The 22,668-nt window shown below is 71.4% G+C and carries 24 protein-coding genes; 21 read left to right on the forward strand and 3 right to left on the reverse strand.

Going from position 1 to position 22,668, the window contains the following annotated elements; genetic code table 11:
- Positions 1-75: 75 nt before the first annotated feature.
- From AB0B61_RS49095 to AB0B61_RS49130, 8 genes are read left to right on the forward strand one after another with little or no spacing between them, the layout of a single operon-like run.
- Positions 76-1,257, forward strand: a complete 1,182-nt coding sequence (locus tag AB0B61_RS49095; RefSeq protein WP_358447885.1) for an FAD-binding oxidoreductase — start codon at positions 76-78, stop codon at positions 1,255-1,257.
- Positions 1,254-1,496: a (2Fe-2S)-binding protein gene (locus AB0B61_RS49100; RefSeq protein WP_225291383.1), complete on the forward strand. Its 243-nt coding sequence runs from the start codon at positions 1,254-1,256 to the stop codon at positions 1,494-1,496. The genes AB0B61_RS49095 and AB0B61_RS49100 overlap by 4 nt, the downstream gene beginning before the upstream one ends.
- The gene (locus AB0B61_RS49105; protein ID WP_358447887.1) at positions 1,493-2,938 is read left to right on the forward strand and encodes an NAD(P)/FAD-dependent oxidoreductase; all 1,446 of its coding nucleotides are present in this window, start codon (positions 1,493-1,495) and stop codon (positions 2,936-2,938) included. Before AB0B61_RS49100 ends, AB0B61_RS49105 begins: the two co-directional genes overlap by 4 nt.
- 16 nt (positions 2,939-2,954) lie before the next feature.
- Positions 2,955-3,848 carry a dihydrodipicolinate synthase family protein gene (locus tag AB0B61_RS49110; protein ID WP_358447888.1) on the forward strand — a complete coding sequence of 298 codons (894 nt, stop codon included), beginning with the start codon at positions 2,955-2,957 and terminating at the stop codon, positions 3,846-3,848.
- Positions 3,845-4,861 (forward strand): proline racemase family protein, encoded by a 1,017-nt coding sequence (locus tag AB0B61_RS49115; protein ID WP_358447890.1) that lies wholly within the window; start codon positions 3,845-3,847, stop codon positions 4,859-4,861. Before AB0B61_RS49110 ends, AB0B61_RS49115 begins: the two co-directional genes overlap by 4 nt.
- Positions 4,858-5,823: a proline racemase family protein gene (locus AB0B61_RS49120; protein ID WP_358447892.1), complete on the forward strand. Its 966-nt coding sequence runs from the start codon at positions 4,858-4,860 to the stop codon at positions 5,821-5,823. The genes AB0B61_RS49115 and AB0B61_RS49120 overlap by 4 nt, the downstream gene beginning before the upstream one ends.
- Positions 5,820-6,758: an ornithine cyclodeaminase family protein gene (locus AB0B61_RS49125; RefSeq protein WP_358447894.1), complete on the forward strand. Its 939-nt coding sequence runs from the start codon at positions 5,820-5,822 to the stop codon at positions 6,756-6,758. Before AB0B61_RS49120 ends, AB0B61_RS49125 begins: the two co-directional genes overlap by 4 nt.
- Before the next feature lie 58 nt (positions 6,759-6,816).
- Positions 6,817-7,488 (forward strand): GntR family transcriptional regulator, encoded by a 672-nt coding sequence (locus AB0B61_RS49130; RefSeq protein WP_358447896.1) that lies wholly within the window; start codon positions 6,817-6,819, stop codon positions 7,486-7,488.
- A gap of 38 nt (positions 7,489-7,526) precedes the next feature.
- On the opposite strand, the gene AB0B61_RS49135 is transcribed toward AB0B61_RS49130, so the two are convergent.
- Positions 7,527-8,438, reverse strand: a complete 912-nt coding sequence (locus tag AB0B61_RS49135; protein WP_358447898.1) for an EamA family transporter — start codon at positions 8,436-8,438, stop codon at positions 7,527-7,529.
- A gap of 135 nt (positions 8,439-8,573) precedes the next feature.
- Between AB0B61_RS49135 and AB0B61_RS49140 the strand changes: the two genes are divergently transcribed.
- On the forward strand, positions 8,574-9,743 hold the full coding sequence (locus AB0B61_RS49140; protein ID WP_358447900.1) for an MFS transporter: 1,170 nt from the start codon (positions 8,574-8,576) through the stop codon (positions 9,741-9,743).
- 74 nt (positions 9,744-9,817) lie between these two features.
- On the opposite strand, the gene AB0B61_RS49145 is transcribed toward AB0B61_RS49140, so the two are convergent.
- Complete coding sequence (locus tag AB0B61_RS49145) at positions 9,818-10,585, reverse strand: ABC transporter permease (RefSeq protein ID WP_358447901.1); 768 nt, start codon at positions 10,583-10,585, stop codon at positions 9,818-9,820.
- On the reverse strand, positions 10,582-11,490 hold the full coding sequence (locus AB0B61_RS49150; protein ID WP_358447903.1) for an ABC transporter ATP-binding protein: 909 nt from the start codon (positions 11,488-11,490) through the stop codon (positions 10,582-10,584). The genes AB0B61_RS49145 and AB0B61_RS49150 overlap by 4 nt, the downstream gene beginning before the upstream one ends.
- 181 nt (positions 11,491-11,671) lie before the next feature.
- Here AB0B61_RS49150 and AB0B61_RS49155 point away from each other — a divergent pair, with 181 nt between their 5' ends.
- From AB0B61_RS49155 to AB0B61_RS49210, 12 genes are all read left to right on the forward strand, one after another.
- Positions 11,672-12,448 carry a VOC family protein gene (locus AB0B61_RS49155; protein WP_358447904.1) on the forward strand — a complete coding sequence of 259 codons (777 nt, stop codon included), beginning with the start codon at positions 11,672-11,674 and terminating at the stop codon, positions 12,446-12,448.
- A 92-nt stretch (positions 12,449-12,540) separates the two neighbouring features.
- Positions 12,541-13,761 (forward strand): multidrug effflux MFS transporter, encoded by a 1,221-nt coding sequence (locus tag AB0B61_RS49160; protein ID WP_358447905.1) that lies wholly within the window; start codon positions 12,541-12,543, stop codon positions 13,759-13,761.
- A 91-nt stretch (positions 13,762-13,852) separates the two neighbouring features.
- Positions 13,853-14,566 (forward strand): metalloregulator ArsR/SmtB family transcription factor, encoded by a 714-nt coding sequence (locus tag AB0B61_RS49165; protein ID WP_225291448.1) that lies wholly within the window; start codon positions 13,853-13,855, stop codon positions 14,564-14,566.
- Complete coding sequence (gene sufB, locus AB0B61_RS49170) at positions 14,563-15,975, forward strand: Fe-S cluster assembly protein SufB (RefSeq protein WP_358447906.1); 1,413 nt, start codon at positions 14,563-14,565, stop codon at positions 15,973-15,975. The genes AB0B61_RS49165 and sufB overlap by 4 nt, the downstream gene beginning before the upstream one ends.
- Positions 15,975-17,099, forward strand: coding sequence for a Fe-S cluster assembly protein SufD (gene sufD, locus AB0B61_RS49175; RefSeq protein WP_358447907.1), 1,125 nt, complete (start codon positions 15,975-15,977; stop codon positions 17,097-17,099). Before sufB ends, sufD begins: the two co-directional genes overlap by 1 nt.
- A gap of 53 nt (positions 17,100-17,152) precedes the next feature.
- On the forward strand, positions 17,153-17,470 hold the full coding sequence (locus tag AB0B61_RS49180) for a non-heme iron oxygenase ferredoxin subunit (protein ID WP_225291368.1): 318 nt from the start codon (positions 17,153-17,155) through the stop codon (positions 17,468-17,470).
- Between the two features lie 4 nt (positions 17,471-17,474).
- Positions 17,475-18,221 carry a Fe-S cluster assembly ATPase SufC gene (gene sufC / locus AB0B61_RS49185; protein ID WP_358447909.1) on the forward strand — a complete coding sequence of 249 codons (747 nt, stop codon included), beginning with the start codon at positions 17,475-17,477 and terminating at the stop codon, positions 18,219-18,221.
- Positions 18,218-19,480, forward strand: coding sequence for a cysteine desulfurase (locus AB0B61_RS49190; RefSeq protein ID WP_358447911.1), 1,263 nt, complete (start codon positions 18,218-18,220; stop codon positions 19,478-19,480). The genes sufC and AB0B61_RS49190 overlap by 4 nt, the downstream gene beginning before the upstream one ends.
- 2 nt (positions 19,481-19,482) lie before the next feature.
- Positions 19,483-19,923, forward strand: coding sequence for a Fe-S cluster assembly sulfur transfer protein SufU (sufU, locus tag AB0B61_RS49195; RefSeq protein WP_225291366.1), 441 nt, complete (start codon positions 19,483-19,485; stop codon positions 19,921-19,923).
- Positions 19,920-20,279 (forward strand): metal-sulfur cluster assembly factor, encoded by a 360-nt coding sequence (locus AB0B61_RS49200; protein WP_357656615.1) that lies wholly within the window; start codon positions 19,920-19,922, stop codon positions 20,277-20,279. Before sufU ends, AB0B61_RS49200 begins: the two co-directional genes overlap by 4 nt.
- Positions 20,280-20,594: 315 nt before the next feature.
- On the forward strand, positions 20,595-22,556 hold the full coding sequence (locus AB0B61_RS49205) for a DEAD/DEAH box helicase (protein ID WP_358447913.1): 1,962 nt from the start codon (positions 20,595-20,597) through the stop codon (positions 22,554-22,556).
- A 26-nt stretch (positions 22,557-22,582) separates the two neighbouring features.
- Positions 22,583-22,668, forward strand: an 86-nt coding sequence (locus tag AB0B61_RS49210; protein ID WP_358447918.1) for a hypothetical protein, incomplete at its 3' end; no start/stop codon positions are given.

Below are 22,668 nucleotides of genomic sequence, written 5' to 3' on the forward strand. Positions count from 1 at the left end.
TTGTCCGGTCCTTAACCCGGGAACGTGCTTCTCAAGCAGCATGGGTATGTGACATATTACAGATGGGAGGTGAGGATGTCGGATGTGATCGTCATCGGCGCCGGAGTGGTGGGCGCCGCGTGCGCCTATTACGCCGCACGGGCCGGTCTGGACGTGACCGTGGTGGACCGCGGCCCCGTGGCGGGCGGCACCACGGGCGCGGGTGAGGGAAACGTGCTGGTCTCGGACAAGGAGCCGGGCCCTGAGCTGGACCTCGCGCTGCTGTCCAACCGCCTGTGGGGGGAGCTGGCCGGGCTGGGCGGGTTCGAGTACGAGCCCAAGGGCGGCCTGGTCGTGGCCGAGACCGACGAGGTCCAGCGGCAGCTGGTCGGGCTGGCGGGCAAGCAGGGCGTCGAGTACACCGTCGTGCCCGCCGCCGGCCTGCGCGACTACGAGCCGCACCTGGCCGAGGGTCTCGCGGGCGGTGTCCACTACCCGCAGGACGCCCAGGTGCAGCCCATGCTGGCCGCCGCGCGGCTGCTCAGGCACGGCGCGGAGAGCTACGGCCACGGCACGCTCCACCTGCGCACCGGCGTCACCGTGACCGGGTTCACCCGGTCCGGCGACCGGGTGACGGGCGTACGGACCGACCAGGGCGACATCCTCGGCGGCGCGGTGATCAACGCGGCCGGCACGTGGGGCGGCGAGATCGCCGGGCTCGCGGGCGTGGCGCTGCCGGTCCTGCCCAGGCGCGGGTTCATCCTCGTCACCGAGCCGCTGCGCGAGCCGCTCATCCGGCACAAGGTCTACACCGCCGCCTACGTCACCAACGTGGCCAGCGACTCCGCCGATCTGGAGACCTCGGCCGTCGTCGAGGGCACCCCGGCGGGGACCGTGCTCATCGGGGCCAGCAGGGAGCGGGTCGGCTTCGACCGCACGACCTCGCCCCGGGTGCTGGCCCGGCTGGCGGCCCAGGCGGTCGCGCTGTTCCCGGCGTTGCGGGAGGTGCGGGTGATCAGGTCGTACTGCGGGTTCCGCCCGTACTGTCCGGACCACCTGCCGGTGATCGGGGCGGATCCGCGCGCGCCCGGGCTGTATCACGCGTGCGGGCACGAAGGGGCCGGGATCGGGCTCGCGCCCGCGACCGGGCTCCTGCTGTCCCAGCTGCTGACCGGCGCCGGCCCCGAACTCGACCTGCGCCCCTTCCGCCCGGACCGCTTCGCGACCTCGTCCGGGGTCCCGTCCGGGTCCTCCCGTGCGACCGAGGAGTCCGCGTGACCTTCCAGATCACGATCGACGGCCGGGCCGTGCCGGTCGAGCCGGGGCAGACGATCGGCGCGGCCCTGCACGCCGCCGGTGTCCGCGCCTGGCGGACCACCCGCTTCGGCGGACGGCCGCGCGGCCTGTTCTGCGGCATCGGCGTCTGCTTCGACTGCCTGATCACGGTGAACGGCCGCCCACCAGAACGCGCCTGCCTGCTGGAGGCGCGACCCGGAGACGAGGTGACGACCGCATGAGCCCGACCGACGACCGTGTGGGCGCGCCCAACGACCGCGTTCCCGCCGACGGTGTTCCCGACGACCGCGTTCGCGACGACCGCGTTCGCGACGACCGTTCTTCCGACCACTACACCTGTGATCTCGCCGTGGTCGGTGGTGGGCCCGCCGGAGTGGCGGGGGCTCTCACGGCGGCGCTGCGCGGCCTGAGCGTGGTCCTCGTCGACTCCGGCGCCCGCCTCGGCGGCCAGTACTTCCGTCACCCGCCAGGAGCGGCGCGCGCGAGCACGCCGGGTCTGGACCGGTTCCTGAGGCAGGCCCGCGCGCTCGGCGAGCGGGCCGAGGTCCTGCTCGGGCACCAGGTGTGGACCGTGACGCGGGACGGCGACCGGCTGACCGTGCACTGCCAGACCCCGGACGGCCGCGCGGTGGCGATCCGCTGCCGCGACCTCCTGATCGCCACCGGCGCGCACGACCGGCCGCTGCCGTTCCCGGGCTGGGACCTGCCCGGCGTCCTGACGGCGGGCGGCGCCCAGGCGCTGCTCAAGGGCAACGGCGTCGTCGCGGGCGGCCGGGTGGTCGTCGCGGGCACCGGGCCGTTCCTGCTGCCCGTGGCCACCGGCCTGGCGGGGGCGGGGGCCGAGGTGCTGGGCGTGTTCGAGGCCAACGGCGGACTCGGCCTGGCTCGGCATCCGGTGCTGGCCGCGGGCAAGGCGGGGGAGGCGGCGGGCTACGGGCTGGCCATGGCCCGGCACCGCGTGCCGTACCGGACGCACCAGGCGGTGATCGCCGCCCACGGCGAGCGCGGGCTGGAGTCGGTCACCGTGGCGCGGCTCGACGCCGACTGGAACGTGCTCGCCACCCGCGAGCTGGCCTGTGACACGCTGGCCGTCGGCTACGGCTTCGTCCCCCAGATCGAGCTCGGCGTCGAGCTCGGCTGTGAGACCCGCCAGGACGCGGACGGCATGCCCGTGCTCGCGGTGGACGGCCACCAGCGCACCACGGCGCACGGCGTCTGGGCGGCGGGCGAGCCGGTCGGCGTGGGCGGGCGGTACCTGGCCGAGCTGGAGGGCCGCATCGCCGGCCTGGCCGTGGCCGGTGAGCCGGTGCCCGGCGTGCTGGCCAGACGGCGCCGGCGGATGCGCGCGTTCGGTGAGGCGCTGCATCATGCGTATCCGGTCAAGCCGGGCTGGCAGGGCTGGCTGCGCGACGACACGCTGGTGTGCCGGTGCGAGGAGGTGCCGGTCGCCCGCGTACGCGCGGCGCTGGAACTCGGCGCCACCGACGCGCGCTCGGTCAAGCTGCTGGCCAGGCCCGGCATGGGCTGGTGCCAGGGCCGCGTCTGCGGCTACGCGGTCGCCTGCCTGGCCGGGGAGTCGCCCCGCCCCCCTCGCCGCCCCATCGCGCAACCCATCTCTCTTGGCGCTCTCGCCGACCTCGAACTAAAACTCGATACACCTTGATTTGGAGGACTCTTTAATGACAAATCGCATTAAATCCTGGCACGGTGTCATGGTGGCCACGGCTCTCCCTCTGCGCGAGGACCTGTCCGTCGACTTCGACGGCTATGCGGAGCACTGCCGCTGGCTGGTCGAGAACGGCTGCGACGGGGTGGTCCCCAACGGGTCGCTGGGCGAGTACCAGACGCTCACCGCCGAGGAGCGGGCCAAGGTCATCGAGACGGCCGTCGAGGCCGTCGGCGGGGCGAACGTGATGGCGGGCGTCGGCGCGTACGGCGCGGCGGAGTCGCGGCTGTGGGCCGAGCGCGCGGCCGCGGCCGGCTGCGGCTCGGTGCTGCTGCTGCCGCCCAACGCCTACCGGGCCGACGAGCGCTCCGTGATCGCGCACTACCGCGAGGTGGCCAAGGCCGGGGTGCCGATCGTGGCCTACAACAACCCGTACGACACCAAGGTAGACCTGACGCCCGCGCTGCTGGCCACCCTGCACGGCGAGGGCCTGATCGTGGCCGTGAAGGAGTTCAGCGGCGACCCGCGCCGCTCCTATGAGCTCGGCGAGCTGGCCCCCGGGCTGGACGTGCTGATCGGGTCCGACGACGTGCTGCTGGAACTGGCGATCGCCGGGGCCGTCGGCTGGGTGGCCGGCTACCCCAACGCGCTGCCCGCCTCCAGCGTCGCGCTCTACCGGGCCGCGCTGGCCGGGGACCTCGAGACCGCGCTGCCCCTGTACCGTACGCTCCACCCGCTGCTGCGCTGGGACTCCAAGACGGAGTTCGTGCAGGCCATCAAGCTGTCGATGGACATCGCGGGCCGTCACGGCGGGCCCTGCCGCCTGCCGCGCGTGCCGCTGACCGAGACGCAGGAGGCGGCCGTACGCGGCGCGACGGAGAAGGCGCTCGCGGAGGGCATGCGATGAGAACCAAGCGGGTCTTCCACGCCGTCGACTCGCACACTGAGGGCATGCCCACCCGCGTGATCACCGGCGGCGTGGGCGTGATCCCCGGCGCGAGCATGGCCGAGCGGCGCGTCTACTTCCGCGACCATCTCGACCACATCCGCAGGCTGCTGATGAACGAGCCGCGCGGCCACGCCGCCATGAGCGGCGCCATCCTGCAGCCGCCCACCCGGCCGGACGCCGACTGGGGCGTGCTGTTCATCGAGGTGTCCGGGCTGCTGCCGATGTGCGGTCACGGCACCATCGGCGTGGCCACCGTGCTGGTGGAGACCGGCATGGTGGAGGTCGTCGAGCCGGTCACCACCGTGCGCCTGGAGGTGCCCGCCGGGCTCGTCGAGGTGGACGTGGCCGTCAAGGACGGCATGGCCATGTCGGTGACGCTGCGCAACGTGCCCGCCTACAGCGACCGGCTCGACGCCGTCGTCACGGTGCCCGGCTTCGGCGACATCCGCTACGACCTGGCGTACGGCGGCAACTTCTACGCGATCGTCGACCTCGACGACTATGGCCTGCCCTTCGACCGCAAGGCCAAGAACGAGATCCTGGCCGCCGGGCTGGCCACGATGGCGGCGATCGACGCGGCCGACGAGCCCGTGCACCCCGAGGACGACCGCATCCGGGGCTGCCACCACGTCTACTTCGCCGCGCCGGGCTCGGACGCGCACCACTCGCGGCACGCGATGGCCATCTACCCGGGCTGGTTCGACCGCTCGCCGTGCGGCACCGGCACCAGCGCCCGGATGGCTCAGCTGCACGCGCGTGGCCGGCTGGCCGTGAGCGAGGGGCCGGGCAGCGGGGAGTTCGTCAACGAGTCGTTCATCGGGACCCGCTTCATCGGCCGCCTGCTGGGGGAGACCACCGTCGGGGGGCGGCCCGCGGTCGTGCCGGCCATCACCGGCCGCGCCTGGGTCACCGGCACCGCTCAATACTTCCTCGACCCGCGCGACCCGTTCCCCGAGGGATTCGAGCTGTGAGCGTCACCACGGTCGACTACCACACCGCCGGCGAGCCGTTCAGGATCGTCACCGGTGGCGCCCCGGACATCCCGGGCGCCACCGTCCTCGAACGCCGGGCCGCCGCACCTGGCGGCCCGGCCGAGCGGATACGGCGGCTGCTCTGCCACGAGCCGCGCGGCCACGCCGACATGTACGGCTGCTTCCTGGTCCCGCCCGACGACCCCGGCGCCCACTTCGGCGCGCTGTTCTGGCACAAGGACGGCTACTCCACCGCCTGCGGCCACGGCACGATCGCGCTCGGCGTGCACGCCGTCCGCGAGGGCCTGGTCGAGGCGGACCCCGGCGGCGAGACCGACGTGGTCGTCGACGTGCCCTCGGGCCGCGTCACGGCCCGCGTGCGCGGCTCCCGGGACCGCGTCGAGTCGGTCACCTTCGTCAACGTCCCGTCGTACGCCATCGCGCGCGCCCTTCCCGTCGCCGGGGTCGAGGTCGACCTCGCCTACGGCGGAGCCATCTACGCCACCCTGCCCGCCTCGGCGGTCGGCCTGTCCGTCGAGGCCGGGAGCCTGACGGAGTTCGTCGGCCACGGCCGCCGCATCAAGGCCGCCCTGGCGGGCCATCCGGCCACGCGGCACCCGTCGGACGACCGGCTGTCCGGCGTCTATGGGGTGATCTTCTACGAGGACGTCCCAGGGGATGGACTGCGCCAGCGCAATGTGACCGTCTTCGCCGACGGGGAGGTGGACCGCTCGCCGTGCGGGTCCGGCACGGCGGCGCGGCTCGCCCTGCTCTACGACGACGGTCACCAGGGTCCGCTGATCCACACCGGCGTCGCGGGCGGCACGTTCGTCGCCACCGTGGGGAAGGTGACCGACCAGGGCGTCGTCGCCGAGATCGAGGGGATGGCCTACCGCACCGGCCGGCACACCTTCGAGCTCGATCCGGAAGACCCCCTCGGCACCGGGTTCGTGCTGCGGTGAACGGGCTGCCCTACCTCGACGCCGCCACCATCGAGCGGCTGGTGCCCGTGGCGCGGGCCGTACGCATCCTGGAAGAGGCCCTGCGGGACGGGCTCGATCCGGAGGAGACGCCGCTGCGGCCGATCGTCGAGCTGCCCGCCGGGCAGCTCCTGCTGATGCCCGCCGCCGCGGGACGGTACGCGGGCGTGAAGGCCGTCACCATCGCGCCGGGCAACGCCGAGCGCGGGCTGCCCCGCATCCAGGGGACGTACCTGCTGCTCGACGGCGACACCCTGAGCCCGCTGGCCGCCATGGACGGCATCACGCTCACCTCGCTGCGCACCCCGGCGGTCTCGGCGCTCGCCGTCAAGCACCTGGCCGGGCCGGACGCCCGTAATCTGGTGGTGTTCGGCACGGGCCCGCAGGCGTGGGGGCACATCCTCGCGCTGGGCGCGGTCCGGCCGGTCGAACGGGTCACGGTCATCGGCCGCGACCCCGAACGCGCCGAGAGTCTCGCCGCCCGCTGCCGCGACCACGGCCTGCCGGCCCGCGCGGTGCACGGCCAGGCTCCGGACCTGAGCGCCGTGGCGCAGGCGGACCTGATCGCCTGCTGCACCACGGCCAGGGAGCCGCTCTTCCCCGGCGAGCTGGTCCGCGACGGCGCCACGGTGGTCGCGGTCGGATCGCACGAGCCGGAGGCCCGTGAGCTGGACGGGGACCTCGTCGCCCGCGCCACGGTCGTCGTCGAGGCCAGGTCGGCGGCGCTGGCCGAAGCGGGGGATGTGGTCATCCCGGTGCGCCAAGGTACGATCACCACCGGTCATCTCGCCGGGAACCTCGCCGACCTGATCGCCGGCCGGGTTCCTGCGGGCTCCGGTCCCCGCGTGTTCAAGAGCACCGGGATGGCGTGGGAGGACCTGGTGGTCGCCGCCGCCGCGTACGAGGCGTGGGTTTAGCGGGGTGCCCCCAGCGGGGGTTGATCAGCGGGCGTGTACTGAGCGAAGGGATGGCCGGATGGCTGCCGAGGACCGGCTCGACCTGCCGATGGTGGGCGAGCGGCAGAGCTTGCGCGAGCAGGTCGCGCACGCGCTCCGCGCCGCGTTGATCACGGGTGAGATGCGCCCGGGGGTGGTCTACTCGGCGCCGGTGCTGGCCGCGCAGTTCGGCGTCTCCGCCACGCCGGTCCGTGAGGCCATGCTCGACCTGGCCAAGGAGGGACTGGTCGAGGCGGTGCGCAACAAGGGCTTCCGGGTCACCGAGCTGTCCGACCGCGATCTCGACGAGCTGACCGAGATCCGGCAGCTCATCGAGGTGCCCACCGTGACCCGGCTGGCCAACAGCTCGCGCGCGGCCGACTTCGAGCGGCTGCGGCCCGTCGCCGAGGAGATCGTCGCCGCCGCCGAGCGGGGGGACCTGCTCGCGTACGTGGACGCCGACCTGCGCTTCCACGTGGAGCTGCTGACGCTGTCGGGCAACGCCCACCTGGTCGAGGTGGTCAAGGACCTGCGTAACCGGGCCCGGCTCTACGGCCTGTCGCAGCTGTCGGAGCGCGGCACGCTGTCGGACTCGGCCCGGGAGCACGTCGCGTTGCTCGACGCGCTCAAGGCCGGTGACACCGAGGCGGCCCGCCACATCATGTCCGAGCACATTCAGCACGTCCGCGGCATCTGGGCCGACCCGCACTGATCACTTTTGGGTCGGCCCGCACTGATCAGGCCCGGAGGCTACTTCGTCGCGCGGGTCGTGCCCAGGCTCGCGGCCACGATGCAGATGATCGCCGCCCACTGCTGCGCGTGCAGCATCTCGCTCAGCACCAGCACGCCGACCAGCGCGGCCGCCGCGGGCTCCAGGCTCATCAGGATGCCGAACACGTGTTTCGGCATCCGCCGCAGCGCCTGCAGCTCCAGCGAGTACGGGATCACCGACGACAGCAGCCCCACCCCCAGCCCGATCAGCAGCAGATGCGGCTGGAGCAGGTCGCCGCCGCCCGACGCGATGCCCACCGGCGCGACCACCACGGCCGACACGATCATCGCGAACGACAGCCCGGTGGTGCCGGGGAAGCGCCGCCCCACCGAGGCCGACAGCAGGATGTAGGCCGCCCAGAACACTCCCGCCCCCAGCGCGAACCCGATGCCGGCCCAGCTCACCGACGCCGACTGGCCCCAGGGCGCGAGCAGCGCCACGCCCGCCGCCGCCAGGCCGATCCACACCAGGTCGAGCCGCCGCCTGGAGGCCGCCACCGCCACGCCCAGCGGCCCGAGGAACTCGATCGCCACCGCGATCCCCAGGGGCAGCCGCGCTATCGCCTCGTAGAACGACAGGTTCATCAGCGCCAGCGTGACGCCGAAGGTGAGCCCGACCCCCAGGTCACGCCACGACATCCCCTTCAGTTTGGGCCTGGCCACCGCGCCCATGATCAACGCACCCGCGCCGATGCGCAGGAACACCACCGCGCTCGGCGGCAGCGCCGCGAACAGCTCCTTGGCGAAGCCCGCCCCCAGCTGCACGGAGAAGATCGCCAGCAGCACCAGCCCGGAAGGCGGAATGGAGTCGGCGGCGCTGCGCAGCACACTGCCAGGTCTGGGCAGGCCCGATCCCCGGTCGAAGGGATCATCCAGGGCGAAGGCGCTCACAGCACTCCTCAATCGGCATGGCGGCTCAGTAGTGGGACGGCGGGTAGAACGGTACCGAGCTGGGCCGACATTCCCCCACTAGGGTGGTACTTTTACGCACTTAACCGTTGAAGCCGACAATTCGACCATGGAGTCATGACCGCACCCCCGGCCTCCCTCGTCCGTCCTCCGCTCGTGCTGTCCGTGGCCACCTTCGTCAGCAGCTTCGACCGGTTCGCCGTGAACCCCATGCTCGTCCTGATCGCCGCCGACCTCGGCGTCCCGCTGTCGGCGGCGGTCGCGGTCGCCAGCGGCTACTACCTGGCCTACGGCCTGACGCAGCCGCTGTGGGGCGTGCTCTCCGACCGGTTCGGCCGGGTGCGGGTGATGCGGGCGGCGATGTTCGGCGCCGCGCTGGCCGGGGTGGTCTCCGCCCTGATGCCGGTGCTGGGCGCGCTGGTGGTGTCGAGGGTCGTGGCCGGCGCCTGCTTCGGCGCGGTGATCCCCACCTCGCTCACGTACGTCGGCGACACGGTCGCGCCCGTCGTACGGCAGCGCGCCCTGTCGGACCTGATGGGCGCCGGAGCCCTGGGCATCGCCATGGCCACCGGTCTCGGCGGCGTGCTCGCCGACCTGGTCGACTGGCACGTGGCGTTCACCGTGCCCGCGGCCTGCGCGCTGGCCTGCGCGCTCGCGTTGCGCTCCCTGCCCGAGCCGCCCCGGGCCGAGATCGGCGGGCTGGGCAGGCACGTGGGCGCGGTGCTGCGCGAGCCGTGGGCGCTGCTGGTGTTCGGGCTGGCCTTCGTGGAGGGCGCGGTGCTGCTCGGCACGATGGCCTTCCTCGCCACGGCCCTGGAGCACAGCGGGGTCAGGGCGGCGGTCGCCGGTCTGGCCACCGCCACCTACGGCGTGGGCCTGTGGCTGTTCAGCAGAGTGGTCAAACGCCTGTCGCGGACGTGGTCCCCGCCCGTGCTCATCGCCGTCGGAGGAGCGCACCTCTGCGCCGGGTACGCGCTCGTGGCCGTCCACGTCAGCCTGGCGACCGTCGGCGCCACCGCGCTGCTGCTGGGCGTCGGGTGGTCGTTCATGCACTCCTCGCTGCAGACCTGGATCACCACCGTCGCGCCCAACGCCAGGGGGACCAGCGTGGCCTTCTTCGCCGCGGCGCTGTTCGTCGGCAGCGCGGTGTCGTCGTGGGCGGGCGGCCCGGCCGCTCAGGACGGCAGGTACGCGCTGCTGTTCGGCGTCGCGGCGGCCGTGGCGGTGCCGCTCACCGTGGTCGCCGTCATCGGCCGCCACCGCTACGGCGTCACCGGCCGCGCCTGACACCCAGCCCCGTCCAGCGCGGACGCGCTCGGCTCAGGCCCGCCTACCAAGGGGCCGCCCAGCTCAGGCCCCGCTCACTCCCAACGGAATGTGCGCGCGGCGATGCCCAGCGACAGCACCGCCCAGGCGGCCAGCACCCCCAGCGCCCCCAGCGGCACGGCCGCGCCCCCGGCGAGGACGGAACGCAGCCCGCCGGTCAGCGCCGAGATCGGCAGCACCTCCAGGGCCGGCCGCATCCCGGCGGGGAACTTCGCCAGCGGGAAGATCACCCCGCCCGCCCCGAGCAGCACCAGGTAGACGAGGTTGGCCGCGGCCAGCGTCGCCTCGGCCCGCAGCACGCCCGCCATGAGCAGGCCCAGCCCGCTGAAGGCCGCCGTCCCCAGCAGCACGAGCAGCAGCGCGCCCACCGGCGAGCCCTGGGGCCGCCAGCCGAGCGCCAGCGCGACCGCCACGATCACCACGACCTGGACGCCTTCGACCGCGAGCACCGCCACCGTCTTGGCCAGCAGCAGCCCGGCCCGCGACAGGGGAGTCGCGCCGAGCCGCTTCAGCACGCCGTAGCGGCGCTCGAAGCCCGTCGCGATCGCCTGACCGGTGAACGCCGTCGACATGATCGCCAGCGCGAGCACGCCCGGCGCGAGGAAGTCGATCCGCCGCCCCCCGCCGACGTCGATCAGCGGCGCCAGCGAGAACCCGACGAGCAGCAGCACCGGGATGATCAGCGTCAGCAGCAGTTGCTCGCCGTTGCGCAGCGTCGCGCGCGTCTCGGCCGCCGCCTGCGCCAGCACCATGCGGGCGAACGGCGCCGCCGCCGGGGCGGGGGTGAAATCGAGCGTGGTCATCGCAGCTCCCTGCCGGTCAGCTCCAGGAAGACGTCTTCGAGTGTGCGGCGCTCGATGCTCAGGTCGTCGGCCATGACGCCCTCGGCGGCGCACCAGGTCGTCACGGTCGCCAGCAGCGCCGGGCCCACCTGGCCCTCGATGATGTAATGGCCGGCGGGCGACTCCTTGGCCGCGCTGCCCCCGGGCAACGCGTGGAGCAGCTCGTCCAGCGAGAGCCCCGGCCGGGCCCGGAAGCGCAGCTGCCGCTCGGCCCCGGTCAGCGAGGCCGGGCTGCCCTCGGCCACCACCCGGCCCCGATCGATGATCACCACGTGGTCGGCCAGCCGCTCGGCCTCGTCCATGTGGTGGGTGGTGAGCACCACGGAGACCCCCGCGGCCCGCAGCTCGCCCACCAGGTCCCAGCAGGCGTGCCTGGCCTGCGGGTCGAGCCCGGCCGTCGGCTCGTCGAGGAACACCAGCTCCGGCCGGCCGATCACCGCCGCGGCCAGGGAGAGCCGTTGCTGCTGGCCCCCCGACAGGCGGCGGTAAGGGGTGCGGGCGTGCTCGGCCAGGCCGAGCCGTACCAGAAGGGCGCCGGCGTCGAGCGGGCGGGCGTAGAAGCGCGAGACCAGGCGCAGCCACTCCCCGCAGCGCACCGCGGGCGGCACACCGCCCGCCTGGAGCATCACGCCCACCCGGGGCCGCAGCGCGGGCTGGTCGGGCGGCTGGCCCAGGACGCGTACGGTGCCGGAGTCGGCCTCGCGGAACCCCTCGCAGATCTCGACCGTGGAGGTCTTGCCGGCGCCGTTGGGCCCGAGCACGGCGGTGACCGCGCCCCGCTCGGCGCGCAGCGACAGGCCGTCTACCGCCGTGGCGCCGCCGTAACGCTTGACCAGGTCGATGAGCTCGACGGCTGGGGATTCCATGGCCACGAGTTTAGGGACTGTCCGCGGCGGTCCGCCTGGCAACCCTGCCCGGTCCGCACATGGCCGGATGCCTGGCCGATCGCGTGGCCGGATATGGACAGCTGTTGACCCGGCTGTTTCCCGGAAAGTCCCCACCAGGAGTGAAAGTCTGAGAGTGACGTCCACATCACAGGAGGTTGCCATGTCACAGCGCAGTGGCTATGAGCCCGGTGTTCCGTGCTGGGTGGATCTGTCGAGCACCGACGTCGAGGCGTCCGTCCGCTTCTATGACGACGTCTTCGGCTGGCAGGCGGAGATGATCGACGATCCGGCGGCCGGGGGCTACGGCCAGTTCACCTACGACGGCGAGAAGGTCGCCGGAGTCGGCCCCGTCATGGGGGAGGGCATGCCCTCGACCTGGAACACCTATATCGCCATAGAAGACGCCGCCGCCACCGCCGACCGGGTCAAGAACGCGGGCGGGACCGTCGTCGTGGAGCCCATGCAGGTGTTCGAGGAAGGCACCATGGCCGTCTTCCAGGCGCCCGACGGGTCGTTCGTCTCGGCCTGGCAGGCCGGCCGCCACAACGGCGCGGAGCTGGTCAACGAGCCGGTCTCCTTCTGCTGGAACGAGCTCGTCACCCGCGACGTCGCCGGCGCGGAGCGGTTCTACCCGGCCGTCTTCGGCTGGACTCCGCACCGCCAGGAGATGGAGGGCGTCAAGTACACCGAGTGGCACCTCGGGGACGCGAGCATCGCCGGGATGATCGAGCTGTCGCCGAACTATCCGCCGGAGACGCCGTCGCACTGGATGACGTACTTCGCCGTCGACGACCTCGACGCCACCGTCGCCGCCGCCGAGCGCGCGGGCGCCACGATCCTCGTCGGCGCCATGGACGCGCCTCCCGGGAGGTTCGCCATGCTCACCGACCCGCAGGGCGCGGCACTGTCCGTGATCCAACTCCACGAAGTCAGCTAAATATCCCATAACCGGGAATTAGGTAGACCGGATCTTGGTTTCATCCCTCGGCCCTCGTGGGCCACACGCCTGCGAGGGAGAGGGGTTCACGCATGTCCGTGGCAGAAGCCACGCCACTCACGTCACCTGTCGTCAAGGGGAACCGCCGCGGACTGCTGTTAATCATTCTCGGAGCGCTCTCGGCCATCGGCCCGCTCTCGATCGACATGTACCTGCCCGCGCTGCCCGCCATCACCGGCGAGCTGGTCAGCACTCCCGCGCAGGTACAGCTGACACTGACCGCCTGCCTCATCGGCGTCTCCGTCGGCCAGGTGGTCGCCGGGCCGGTGAGCGACGTGCGTGGCCGCCGGTTGCCGCTGATCGTGGGTGTGGCCGGCTACACGCTCGCCTCGCTGCTGTGCGCCTTCGCCCCCTCGGTGCCCGTGCTCATCGTCTTCCGCCTGCTGCAGGGCATTCTCGGCGGCGCGGCCCTGGTCATCGTCCGGGCCGTGGTCCGTGACCTGTACGACGGCGCCGCCATCGCGCGCATCTTCGCCACCCTCATGCTCGTCAGCGGCCTCGCGCCGATCCTGGCCCCGATCGCGGGCGCGCAACTGCTCGGCTTCACCTCCTGGCGCGGGGTGTTCGTCGCGCTGAGCCTGGCCGGGATCGTGCTGCTCGTGGCCGTGCTCGGCGGGGTCCGTGAGACGCTGCCCGCGTACGAGCGGGAGAGCGGCGGCCTCAAGCACACCGTGAGCGTCTTCTGGCAACTGCTGCGCGACCGCTCGTTCATGGGCGGTGCGCTGACCGCCGGGCTGGCCTTCGCCGCCATGTTCGGTTACATCTCCGGCTCACCGTTCGTGCTGCAGGAGGTCTACCACGCCACACCGCAGCAGTATTCGCTCATCTTCGGTCTCAACGCGCTCGGCCTGACCCTCATGGCGCAGGTCGGCGGGCGGCTCTCGGGGCGGGTGCCGCCGGCCCGGCTGGTGGCCATCGGCCTGTGCGTGGGCCTGACCGGCGCGGCGCTGCTGCTGGCCGCGGCCATGGTCGGCATGGGGCTGGCGGGCATCGTCGCCGGGCTGTTCGTCATCATGTGCGGCCAGGGCCTGGTGCTTCCCGGCACCGGCGCGCTGGCCCTGGCCAGCCAGCCGCAGCAGATCGCGGGCAGCGCCTCCGCCCTGCTCGGCGTGCTCCAGTTCGCGCTGGGCGCCCTGGCCGCGCCGCTGGTCGGCCTGGTGGGCTCGGGTACGGCAGTGCCGATGGCGTCGGTGATGCTGGGGCTCATCGCCTGCTCGGCCGTGACGTTCCTGGTCATCGGCAGAGTTAGGTAAGCCTACCCTGCGTGAGAAATTCCATTCCCCGTCTTCCTGGATCCATTTGTGAACTGGGAAGGAATTACGGCACACTGATGTTGTGAAAAACGTGCCCACGTCGATCGAGCCTGGACACGAGCGCGGCACCCGCGCCCGTGTGGCACGGCTGATCCTCGAGCACGGTCCCGTCGCGGCGGCCGCGCTGGGCGAGCGGCTCGGGCTCACGCCCGCCGCCGTCCGCCGTCACCTCGACGCGCTGCTGGCCGACGGGATGATCGAGCCCCGCACCGTGCGTCCGCACGGGCAGCGCGGGAGAGGGCGGCCGGCCAAGCTGTTCGCCATCACCGACGCGGGGCGCAGTGCTTTCGAGCACGCCTACGACGACCTGGCCGGCAGCGCGCTGCGTTTCCTGGCCGAGCGCGTGGGTGAGGAAGCCGTGACCGACTTCGCCCGTTCGCAGGTGTCCAGCCTGCTGCGGCGCTTGGAGCCGGTCATGCGGACGGTGCCGGCCGACCAGCGCGTACAAGTGCTGGCGCAGGCGCTGTCGGCGGATGGATACGCCGCTTCGGCCACCAAGGCCAATCTGGGCGGCGACCAGCTCTGCCAGCACCACTGCCCGGTGGCGCACGTGGCCGCGGAGTTCCCGCAGCTGTGTGAGGCCGAGACCGAGGCGTTCGCGCAGCTGCTCGGCACCCCCGTGCAGCGCCTGGCCACGATCGCGCACGGCGACGGGGTCTGCACCACACATGTGAGCCCGCACGCGCTGGGTCTTGCGACGAGCAGGGCCACCCATAGCGACAAAAGCAAGGAGACCGGAAGGTGACTGTCACCGACCGCCCGGAGCTGGAAGGCCTCGGGAATTACAAGTTCGGCTGGTCCGACTCGGATGCCGCAGGCGCGGTTGCCAAGCGCGGTCTGTCCGAGGAGGTCGTCCGCAACATCTCCGCGCTCAAGAACGAGCCGGAGTGGATGCTCGACCTTCGCCTGAAGGGCCTCCGCCTGTTCGGCAAGAAGCCCCTGCCCACCTGGGGCTCCGACCTCACGGGCATCGACTTCGACAACATCAAATACTTCGTGCGCTCGACCGAGAAGCAGGCCGCTTCCTGGGACGAGCTGCCCGACGACATCAAGAACACCTACGACAAGCTCGGCATCCCCGAGGCGGAGAAGCAGCGCCTCATCGCCGGTGTCGCCGCCCAGTACGAATCCGAGGTCGTCTATCACAAGATCCGTGAGGACCTCGAGGAGAAGGGCGTCATCTTCGTCGACACCGACACGGGCCTGAGGGAGCACGAGGAGCTCTTCAAGGAGTACTTCGGCTCGGTCATCCCGGTGGGCGACAACAAGTTCGCCGCCCTCAACAGCTCCGTGTGGTCCGGTGGCTCGTTCATCTACGTGCCGCCGAACATCGAGGTCGAGATCCCGCTGCAGGCCTACTTCCGGATCAACACCGAGAACATGGGCCAGTTCGAGCGGACCCTGATCGTCGTCGACGAGGGCAGCTACGTCCATTACGTCGAGGGCTGCACCGCGCCGATCTACTCTTCCGACTCGCTGCACTCCGCGGTCGTCGAGATCGTCGTGAAGAAGAACGCCCGCTGCCGTTACACGACCATTCAAAACTGGTCCAACAACGTCTACAACCTGGTCACCAAGCGCGCCGTCGCCTACGAGGGCGCGACCATGGAGTGGATCGACGGCAACATCGGCTCCAAGGTCACCATGAAGTACCCGGCCGTCTACCTGATGGGCGAGCACGCCAAGGGCGAGACGCTGAGCGTCGCCTTCGCGGGCGAGGGCCAGCACCAGGACGCCGGGTCCAAGATGGTGCACCTGGCTCCGCACACCAGCTCCACCGTGATCTCCAAGTCGGTGGCGCGTGGCGGCGGCCGTACCTCCTACCGCGGTCTGGTGCAGATCGAGGAGGGCGCTCACGGCAGCGCCAGCACGGTCAAGTGCGACGCGCTCCTGGTCGACCAGATCAGCCGCTCCGACACCTACCCCTACGTCGACGTCCGCGAGGACGACGTCTCGATGGGTCACGAGGCCACGGTCTCCAAGGTGAGCGAGGACCAGCTGTTCTACCTCATGAGCCGCGGTCTCAACGAGGACGAGGCGATGGCGATGATCGTGCGCGGCTTCGTCGAGCCGATCGCCCGCGAGCTCCCGATGGAGTACGCCCTCGAGCTCAACCGCCTCATCGAGCTGCAGATGGAAGGAGCCGTCGGCTGATGGGCCTGACCGAGAAGCCCTTGTCGACCCTGCACGAGAAGGCGTCCTACGACCTGGACGACTTCGAGGTCCCGACCGGGCGCGAAGAGGCGTGGCGCTTCACGCCGTTGTCGCGCCTGAAGGGCCTGCACAGCGGCAAGGCGGAGATCACCGGACGGGTGCTCACCCAGGCCTACACCCCGGCGGGCGTCACCGCCGAGTGGGTCGGGCGTGAGGACGCGCGCATCGGCAGGGCGTACGTGCCGGCCGACCGGGTCAGCGCGCAGGCCTACAACGCCTTCGAGAAGGCGCTGGTCGTGACCGTGCCCAAGGAGGCCGTGCCGGCCGAGCACATCCGCATCGAGGTGCGCGGCGGCGGCAACGACGGCGCCACCTACGGCCACATCGTGGTCGTGGTCGAGCCGCTGGCCGAGGCCGTGGTCGTCATCGAGCACCAGGGCAGCGCGGTCTACGCCGACAACATCGAGTTCGTCGTCGGCGACGGCGCCACGCTCAAGGTCGTCAGCCTGCAGGACTGGGACGACGACGCCGTACACGTCTCCCACCACCACGCCCAGCTCGCCAAGGACGCCACGTTCAGGGGCTTCGCGGTGACCCTGGGCGGCGATCTGGTGCGCCTGTCGCCGAGCGTGTCCTACACCGGGCCGGGCGGCGACGCCGACCTGTCCGGCGTCTACTTCGTCGACGCGGGCCAGCACCTGGAGCACCGCCTCCTGGTCGACCACTCGCAGCCCCACTGCAAGAGCAACGTCGACTACCGCGGTGCCCTGCAGGGTGAGGACGCGCACGCCGTGTGGATCGGCGACGTGATCATCAGGGTCGAGGCCGAGGGCACCGACACCTACGAGCTCAACCGCAACCTGATCCTCACCGACGGCGCCCGCGCCGACTCGGTGCCCAACCTGGAGATCCTCACCGGCGAGGTGGCCGGCGCCGGCCACGCCAGCGCCTCCGGGCGCCTCGACGACGAGCACATCTTCTACCTGCAGGCCCGCGGCATCCCCTTCGACGAGGCCCGTCGCCTGGTCATCCGGGGCTTCCTCGGCCAGCTCATCGAGAAGATCCAGGTGGCGGAGATCCGTGACCGCGTCATGAACGCGGTGGAGGCGGAGCTCGCCCGATGAACGTCTTTTCCACGGCCGGGGGGGACTTGGGGGGCGGAGCCCCCCGAGGGTCGATGAGTTTCGAGAAAGTGTGCAAGGTCGAGGACATCCCCGACGGCGGGGTCCTCGGCCTCGAGGTCGGGGAGACCCCGGTCGCGCTCGTCCGCAAGGGCGGCGAGGTGTTCGCCCTGCACGACGTCTGCTCCCACGCCGAGGTGAAGCTCAGCGAGGGAGAGGTCTACGACGGCACACTCGAGTGCTGGCTGCACGGCTCGTGCTTCGACATCCGCTCGGGCAAGCCCACCGGGCCGCCCGCCATCAGACCCGTGAACGTCTACACAGTCCAGATCGACGGCGACGACGTCCTCGTCTCGCTCTCGAAGGAGTCATAAACACATGTCCACCCTTGAGATCCGTGACCTGAAGGTCGCCGTCGAGGACAAGGAAATCCTGCGCGGCGTCAACCTCACCGTGCTGTCGGGCAAGACCCACGCCATCATGGGGCCGAACGGCTCGGGCAAGTCCACGCTCGCCTACGCCATCGCCGGTCACCCGAAATACACCATCACCGGCGGCCAGGTGCTGCTCGACGGCGTCGACCTGCTGGAGCTGACCGTCGACGAGCGGGCCCGCGCCGGCCTGTTCCTCGCCATGCAGTACCCGGTCGAGGTGCCCGGCGTGTCGGTCTCCAACTTCCTGCGCTCCGCGGTCACCGCGGTCCGCGGCGAGGCGCCCAAGCTGCGCCAGTTCGCCAAGGACCTCAAGACCGGCATGGACGCGCTGGCCATCGACGCCGAGTTCGCCCAGCGCAACCTCAACGAGGGCTTCTCCGGCGGCGAGAAGAAGCGTCACGAGATCCTCCAGCTGGAGCTGCTCCAGCCGAAGATCGCGGTGCTCGACGAGACCGACTCCGGCCTCGACGTCGACGCGCTGCGCGTGGTGTCCGAGGGCATCAACCGCTTCCGCGCCTCGGGCGACACGGGCATCCTGCTGATCACGCACTACACCCGCATCCTGCGGTACGTGAAGCCCGACTTCGTCCACGTCTTCGCCGGCGGCAAGATCGTGGAGGAGGGCGGGCCGGAGCTGGCCGACAAGCTCGAGGCCGAGGGCTACGAGCAGTACACGAAGGCATCTGTATGACTTCCACCAGCTTGGACGTGGAGAGGATCAGGAAGGACTTCCCGGTTCTCTCCCGCGAGCTGCCCGGCGGGCGTCCGCTCGTCTACCTCGACTCGGGCAACTCCTCACAGAAGCCCACCGCGGTCGTCGAGACCGTCCGTGAGCACCTGGCGATGCACTACAGCAACGTCGGGCGGGCCATGCACGCGCTCGGCGCGGAGTCGACCGAGGCCTACGAGAGCGCGCGCGACAAGGTGGCCGGTTTCATCGGCGCCCCGTCGCGCGACGAGGTGATCTTCACCAAGAACGCCTCCGAGGCGCTCAACCTGGTCGCCTACTCCTTCGGCAACCCGGGCAACACCGACCCCCGCTTCACCCTCGGCCCCGGTGACGAGGTGGTGATCTCCGAGATGGAGCACCACTCCAACATCGTGCCGTGGCAGTTCCTGGTGCAGCGCACGGGGGCGACGCTGAAGTGGTTCGGCGTCACGGACGACGGCCGCCTCGATATGTCGGATATTTCAGGACTGATCACCGAGCGCACGAAGATCGTGTCGATCGCGCACCAGTCCAACGTGCTCGGCACCATCAACCCGGTCGCCGACGTGCTGCGCCGGGCCCGCGAGGTGGGCGCGCTGGTGATGCTCGACGCCTCCCAGTCGGTCCCGCACCACGCCGTCGACATGGCCGCGCTGGGCGCCGACTTCGTGGCCTTCACCGGCCACAAGATGGTCGGTCCCTCGGGCATCGGCGTCCTCTGGGGCCGGGCCGAGCTGCTCGACGCCATGCCCCCGTTCATGGGCGGCGGCGAGATGATCGAGGCCGTCTGGATGGACCACTCGACGTACGCGCCGGTGCCGCACAAGTTCGAGGCGGGCACGCCGCCGATCGTCGAGGCCATCGGCCTCGGCGCGGCCGTCGACTACCTGACCGGTGTCGGCATGGAGGCCATCGAGGCGCACGAGCGCGGCCTGACGGCCTACGCGCTCGACGCGCTGCGCGAGGTGCCCACGCTGCGCCTGATCGGGCCCGACTCGCTCGACCAGCGGGGCGCCACCCTGTCGTTCACGCTCGAGGGCATCCACCCGCACGACGTCGGGCAGCTGCTCGACGACGAGTTCGGCATCGCGGTGCGGGTCGGCCACCACTGCGCGCGACCGCTGCACCTGCGCTTCGGAATACCGGCGACCACCAGGGCGTCGTTCTATCTGTACAACACCACGGACGAGATCGACGCCTTGGTCCGCGGCCTCCATCACGTTCAGAAGGTGTTCGCATAGCCATGATCGGCGAGTCGATGTACCAGGAACTGATCCTGGAACACTACAAGCACCCGCAGGGGCGGGGGCTGCGTGACCCCTACGACGCCGAGGTTCACCACGTGAACCCCACGTGCGGCGATGAGATCACGCTCCGGGTCAAGCTGGGCGACGCCGGCAAGATCGAGGACGTCTCCTACGACGGGCAGGGCTGCTCGATCAGCCAGGCCGCCGCCTCCGTGCTGCACGAGCTGACCACCGGCTCGACGGTCGAGGAGACGCTGTCGGTGGTCGACGAGTTCACCCGGCTCATGCAGGGCAGGGGCAAGGTTGAGGCCGACGAGGACGTGCTCGGCGACGCGGTGGCGTTCGCGGGCGTGGCCAAGTTCCCCGCGCGCGTGAAGTGCGCGCTGCTGTCGTGGATGGCCTACAAGGACGCTGTAGTGAGGAGTGCTGCGCGATGAGCAAGCCGGTGGAGACACCGACCGGGTTCGATGGTGAGGCCACCGTCGACGAGGTCATGGAGGCGCTCAAGGACGTCGTCGACCCCGAACTCGGCATCAACGTCGTCGACCTGGGCCTGATCTACGGGCTCAATCTCGACCCCGCCGAGGGCGGCCAGCCTGTGGCCACCATTGACATGACGCTGACCAGCGCGGCCTGCCCGCTGACCGATGTCATCGAGGATCAGGCGCATTCCGCGCTCGAAGGCATGGTTTCGGATGTTAAGATCAATTGGGTCTGGCTCCCGCCGTGGGGACCGGACAAGATCACTGACGAAGGGCGCGAGCAACTTCGTATGCTAGGCTTCAACGTCTGATCGTTGCTGTACGGCTGGCATCTCGGTGTCAGCCGCTTCAGCCTGCCAAAGTCTGAAATTCAGACAAGTCGGGGAATACATGGTGTCTTCCCCGTGTTGGCAACACGTGCACCTAGCGCACCAATGTGCGTTTCAACGCCGCCTGCGGCCGGCAAATGGGTGCGCGTAGACGGCCTGTCCTCCGGGCCAGTCCCCACCCAGCAGGTGCCGACCACCTGCGCCTCGCAATGAAGTACGGCACCGCCGTACGTCCCGGCTCGTCCTTTTCGCAGAAGTGACGCGCCACTTCGACTGAAAGGCACGAAGTTCGTGACCATGCTTGACGCTGTCCTGCCCGAGTTCAACGAGGTCCTGCCCGAGCTCGACGAGAGCACCCCCGAGGCCGGCCCTGGGTTCGAGGAGCTCGGCCTGCCCAAGCCGCTCGTCACCGGGCTGGCCAAGCAGGGCATTGCCAGCCCGTTCCCCATCCAGAGCGCGACCATCCCCGACGTCCTCACCGGCGCCAACGTGCTCGGCCGCGGCCAGACCGGCTCCGGCAAGACCCTCGCCTTCGGGCTGCCCCTCATGGCCCGCATCTCCGGCGTCCGGCCCACCCCGGGCCGCCCCCGCGCGATGATCCTCGTCCCCACCCGTGAGCTCGCGCTCCAGGTGCACGACGCCCTCGAGCCGCTCGGCCGGGGTCTCGGCCTGCGGATGAAGGTCATCGTCGGCGGCATGTCGATGGGCAAGCAGATCGAGGCGCTGCGCCGCGGCGTCGACGTCGTCATCGCCACCCCCGGCCGCCTGGGCGACCTCATCCGCCAGGGCGAGTGCTCGCTGGGCGACATCGAGGTCAGCGTCCTCGACGAGGCCGACCACATGTGCGACCTGGGCTTCTTCCCCGTCGTCACCGAGCTGCTCGCGCAGACTCCGGCCGACGGTCAGCGGCTGCTGTTCTCGGCCACGCTCGACGGTGACGTCGACAAGCTGGTGCGGCGCTTCCTCAAGGACCCGATCACCCACTCGGTGGCTCCGGCGACCTCCCCGGTCGAGCTCATGGAGCACCACGTGATCCAGGTGACGCGTGACGACAAGTTCGACGTCACGGCGGAGATCGCCAACCGCGAGGGCCGTACGATCATCTTCGTCCGCACCCAGCACGGCGTCGACCGGCTGTGCAAGCAGCTGGCCCGCGTCGGCATCAAGTCGGGCGGCCTGCACGGCGGCAAGCGCCAGAACCAGCGCACCCGCATCCTGGCCGAGTTCCGTGAGGGCTCCGTCAACGTGCTCGTCTGCACCGACGTCGCGGCGCGCGGCATCCACGTCGACAACATCAGCCTCGTGCTGCACGTCGACCCGCCGCAGGACCACAAGAGCTACCTGCACCGCGGTGGCCGCACCGCCCGCGCCGGCGAGAAGGGCACCGTGGTCACCCTGGTGCTGCCGAGCGAGCGCCGTTCGACCGACCAGCTCACCCGCCGCGCCGGGATCCACCCCTTCCGCCTCAAGGCCGAGCCGGGTCACCCCCGTCTGGCCGAGGTGACGGGCGCCCGCGTTCCCAGCGGCGAGCCCATCCCCGTCTGGGAGCCCGACGTCCGCAAGCCGCTGCGCCCCCGCCGCGAAGGCGGCCACAGCGGCTCCGAGCGTCGCGGGCGCCGTCCGCGCCGCGAGTTCGACGGCGAGCGCCGTCCGCGTCGTCACGATGACGGCCAGCGACCCTTCGTCGCGGGCGACGACCGGCGCCCCCGTCGTCACGACGGTGACGACCGCTACCCGCGCCGGCACGCCGAGGGCGGCTCGCAGGAGCCCCGCACCTCCGGCGACGACCGGGGCGGCGACCGCGGCCAGGGCGGCGGCTACCGTGGCGGTGACCGTGGCCCGCGTGGCGGCGGCTACCGCGGCGACGACCGTCCGGCCCGCTCGGACGCCCCGCGCGGCGGCTACCGCTCCGACGACCGCCAGAGCGGACCCCGCTCGGACGACCGTCAGGGTGGCGGCTACCGTTCGAACGACCGTCAGGGTGGCGGCTACCGCTCCGACGACCGTCAGGGTGGCTTCCGTTCCAACGACCGTCAGGGCGGCTACCGTTCGGACGACCGCGGCTCCCGCGCTCCCAGTGGCGACCGTGGCCGCCCGTTCTCGGCCGACCGCGACCGTCCCGCCCGCACCGACGACCGTCCGCGTGACGGCTACCGCTCCGGCGGTGCCCGCTCGGACGAGCGCGGCGGCTACCGCTCCGACGACCGCGGCCAGGGTGGCGGCTTCCGCAGCGGCACCGGCCGCCGCTTCGACCGCTGATCCCGGCGGGCCACCGGTGAACGCCGGTGGCCGCCGTCATCCAACGCGCGCCGAAGGCCGCGCTGATCGACGAGCTGGCCCACACCAACGTCCCGGGGTCGAAGAACGCCAA

This window comes from Nonomuraea sp. NPDC049158 (assembly GCF_040648335.1).
Lineage (GTDB): Bacteria > Actinomycetota > Actinomycetes > Streptosporangiales > Streptosporangiaceae > Nonomuraea.

Bases quoted from the DNA above. Each gene is read 5' to 3' on its own strand.
- sufC (WP_358447909.1), top strand. From the start codon at position 17,475: ATGTCCACCCTTGAGATCCGTGACCTGAAGGTCGCCGTCGAGGACAAG.
- AB0B61_RS49105 (WP_358447887.1), top strand. From the start codon at position 1,493: ATGAGCCCGACCGACGACCGTGTGGGCGCGCCCAACGACCGCGTTCCC.
- AB0B61_RS49200 (WP_357656615.1), top strand. From the start codon at position 19,920: ATGAGCAAGCCGGTGGAGACACCGACCGGGTTCGATGGTGAGGCCACC.
- AB0B61_RS49110 (WP_358447888.1), top strand. From the start codon at position 2,955: ATGACAAATCGCATTAAATCCTGGCACGGTGTCATGGTGGCCACGGCT.
- AB0B61_RS49130 (WP_358447896.1), top strand. From the start codon at position 6,817: ATGGCTGCCGAGGACCGGCTCGACCTGCCGATGGTGGGCGAGCGGCAG.
- AB0B61_RS49180 (WP_225291368.1), top strand. From the start codon at position 17,153: ATGAGTTTCGAGAAAGTGTGCAAGGTCGAGGACATCCCCGACGGCGGG.
- sufU (WP_225291366.1), top strand. From the start codon at position 19,483: ATGATCGGCGAGTCGATGTACCAGGAACTGATCCTGGAACACTACAAG.
- AB0B61_RS49095 (WP_358447885.1), top strand. From the start codon at position 76: ATGTCGGATGTGATCGTCATCGGCGCCGGAGTGGTGGGCGCCGCGTGC.
- AB0B61_RS49160 (WP_358447905.1), top strand. From the start codon at position 12,541: ATGTCCGTGGCAGAAGCCACGCCACTCACGTCACCTGTCGTCAAGGGG.
- AB0B61_RS49145 (WP_358447901.1), bottom strand. From the start codon at position 10,585: ATGACCACGCTCGATTTCACCCCCGCCCCGGCGGCGGCGCCGTTCGCC.
- AB0B61_RS49190 (WP_358447911.1), top strand. From the start codon at position 18,218: ATGACTTCCACCAGCTTGGACGTGGAGAGGATCAGGAAGGACTTCCCG.
- AB0B61_RS49150 (WP_358447903.1), bottom strand. From the start codon at position 11,490: ATGGAATCCCCAGCCGTCGAGCTCATCGACCTGGTCAAGCGTTACGGC.
- AB0B61_RS49140 (WP_358447900.1), top strand. From the start codon at position 8,574: ATGACCGCACCCCCGGCCTCCCTCGTCCGTCCTCCGCTCGTGCTGTCC.
- AB0B61_RS49155 (WP_358447904.1), top strand. From the start codon at position 11,672: ATGTCACAGCGCAGTGGCTATGAGCCCGGTGTTCCGTGCTGGGTGGAT.
- sufD (WP_358447907.1), top strand. From the start codon at position 15,975: ATGGGCCTGACCGAGAAGCCCTTGTCGACCCTGCACGAGAAGGCGTCC.
- AB0B61_RS49115 (WP_358447890.1), top strand. From the start codon at position 3,845: ATGAGAACCAAGCGGGTCTTCCACGCCGTCGACTCGCACACTGAGGGC.
- AB0B61_RS49205 (WP_358447913.1), top strand. From the start codon at position 20,595: ATGCTTGACGCTGTCCTGCCCGAGTTCAACGAGGTCCTGCCCGAGCTC.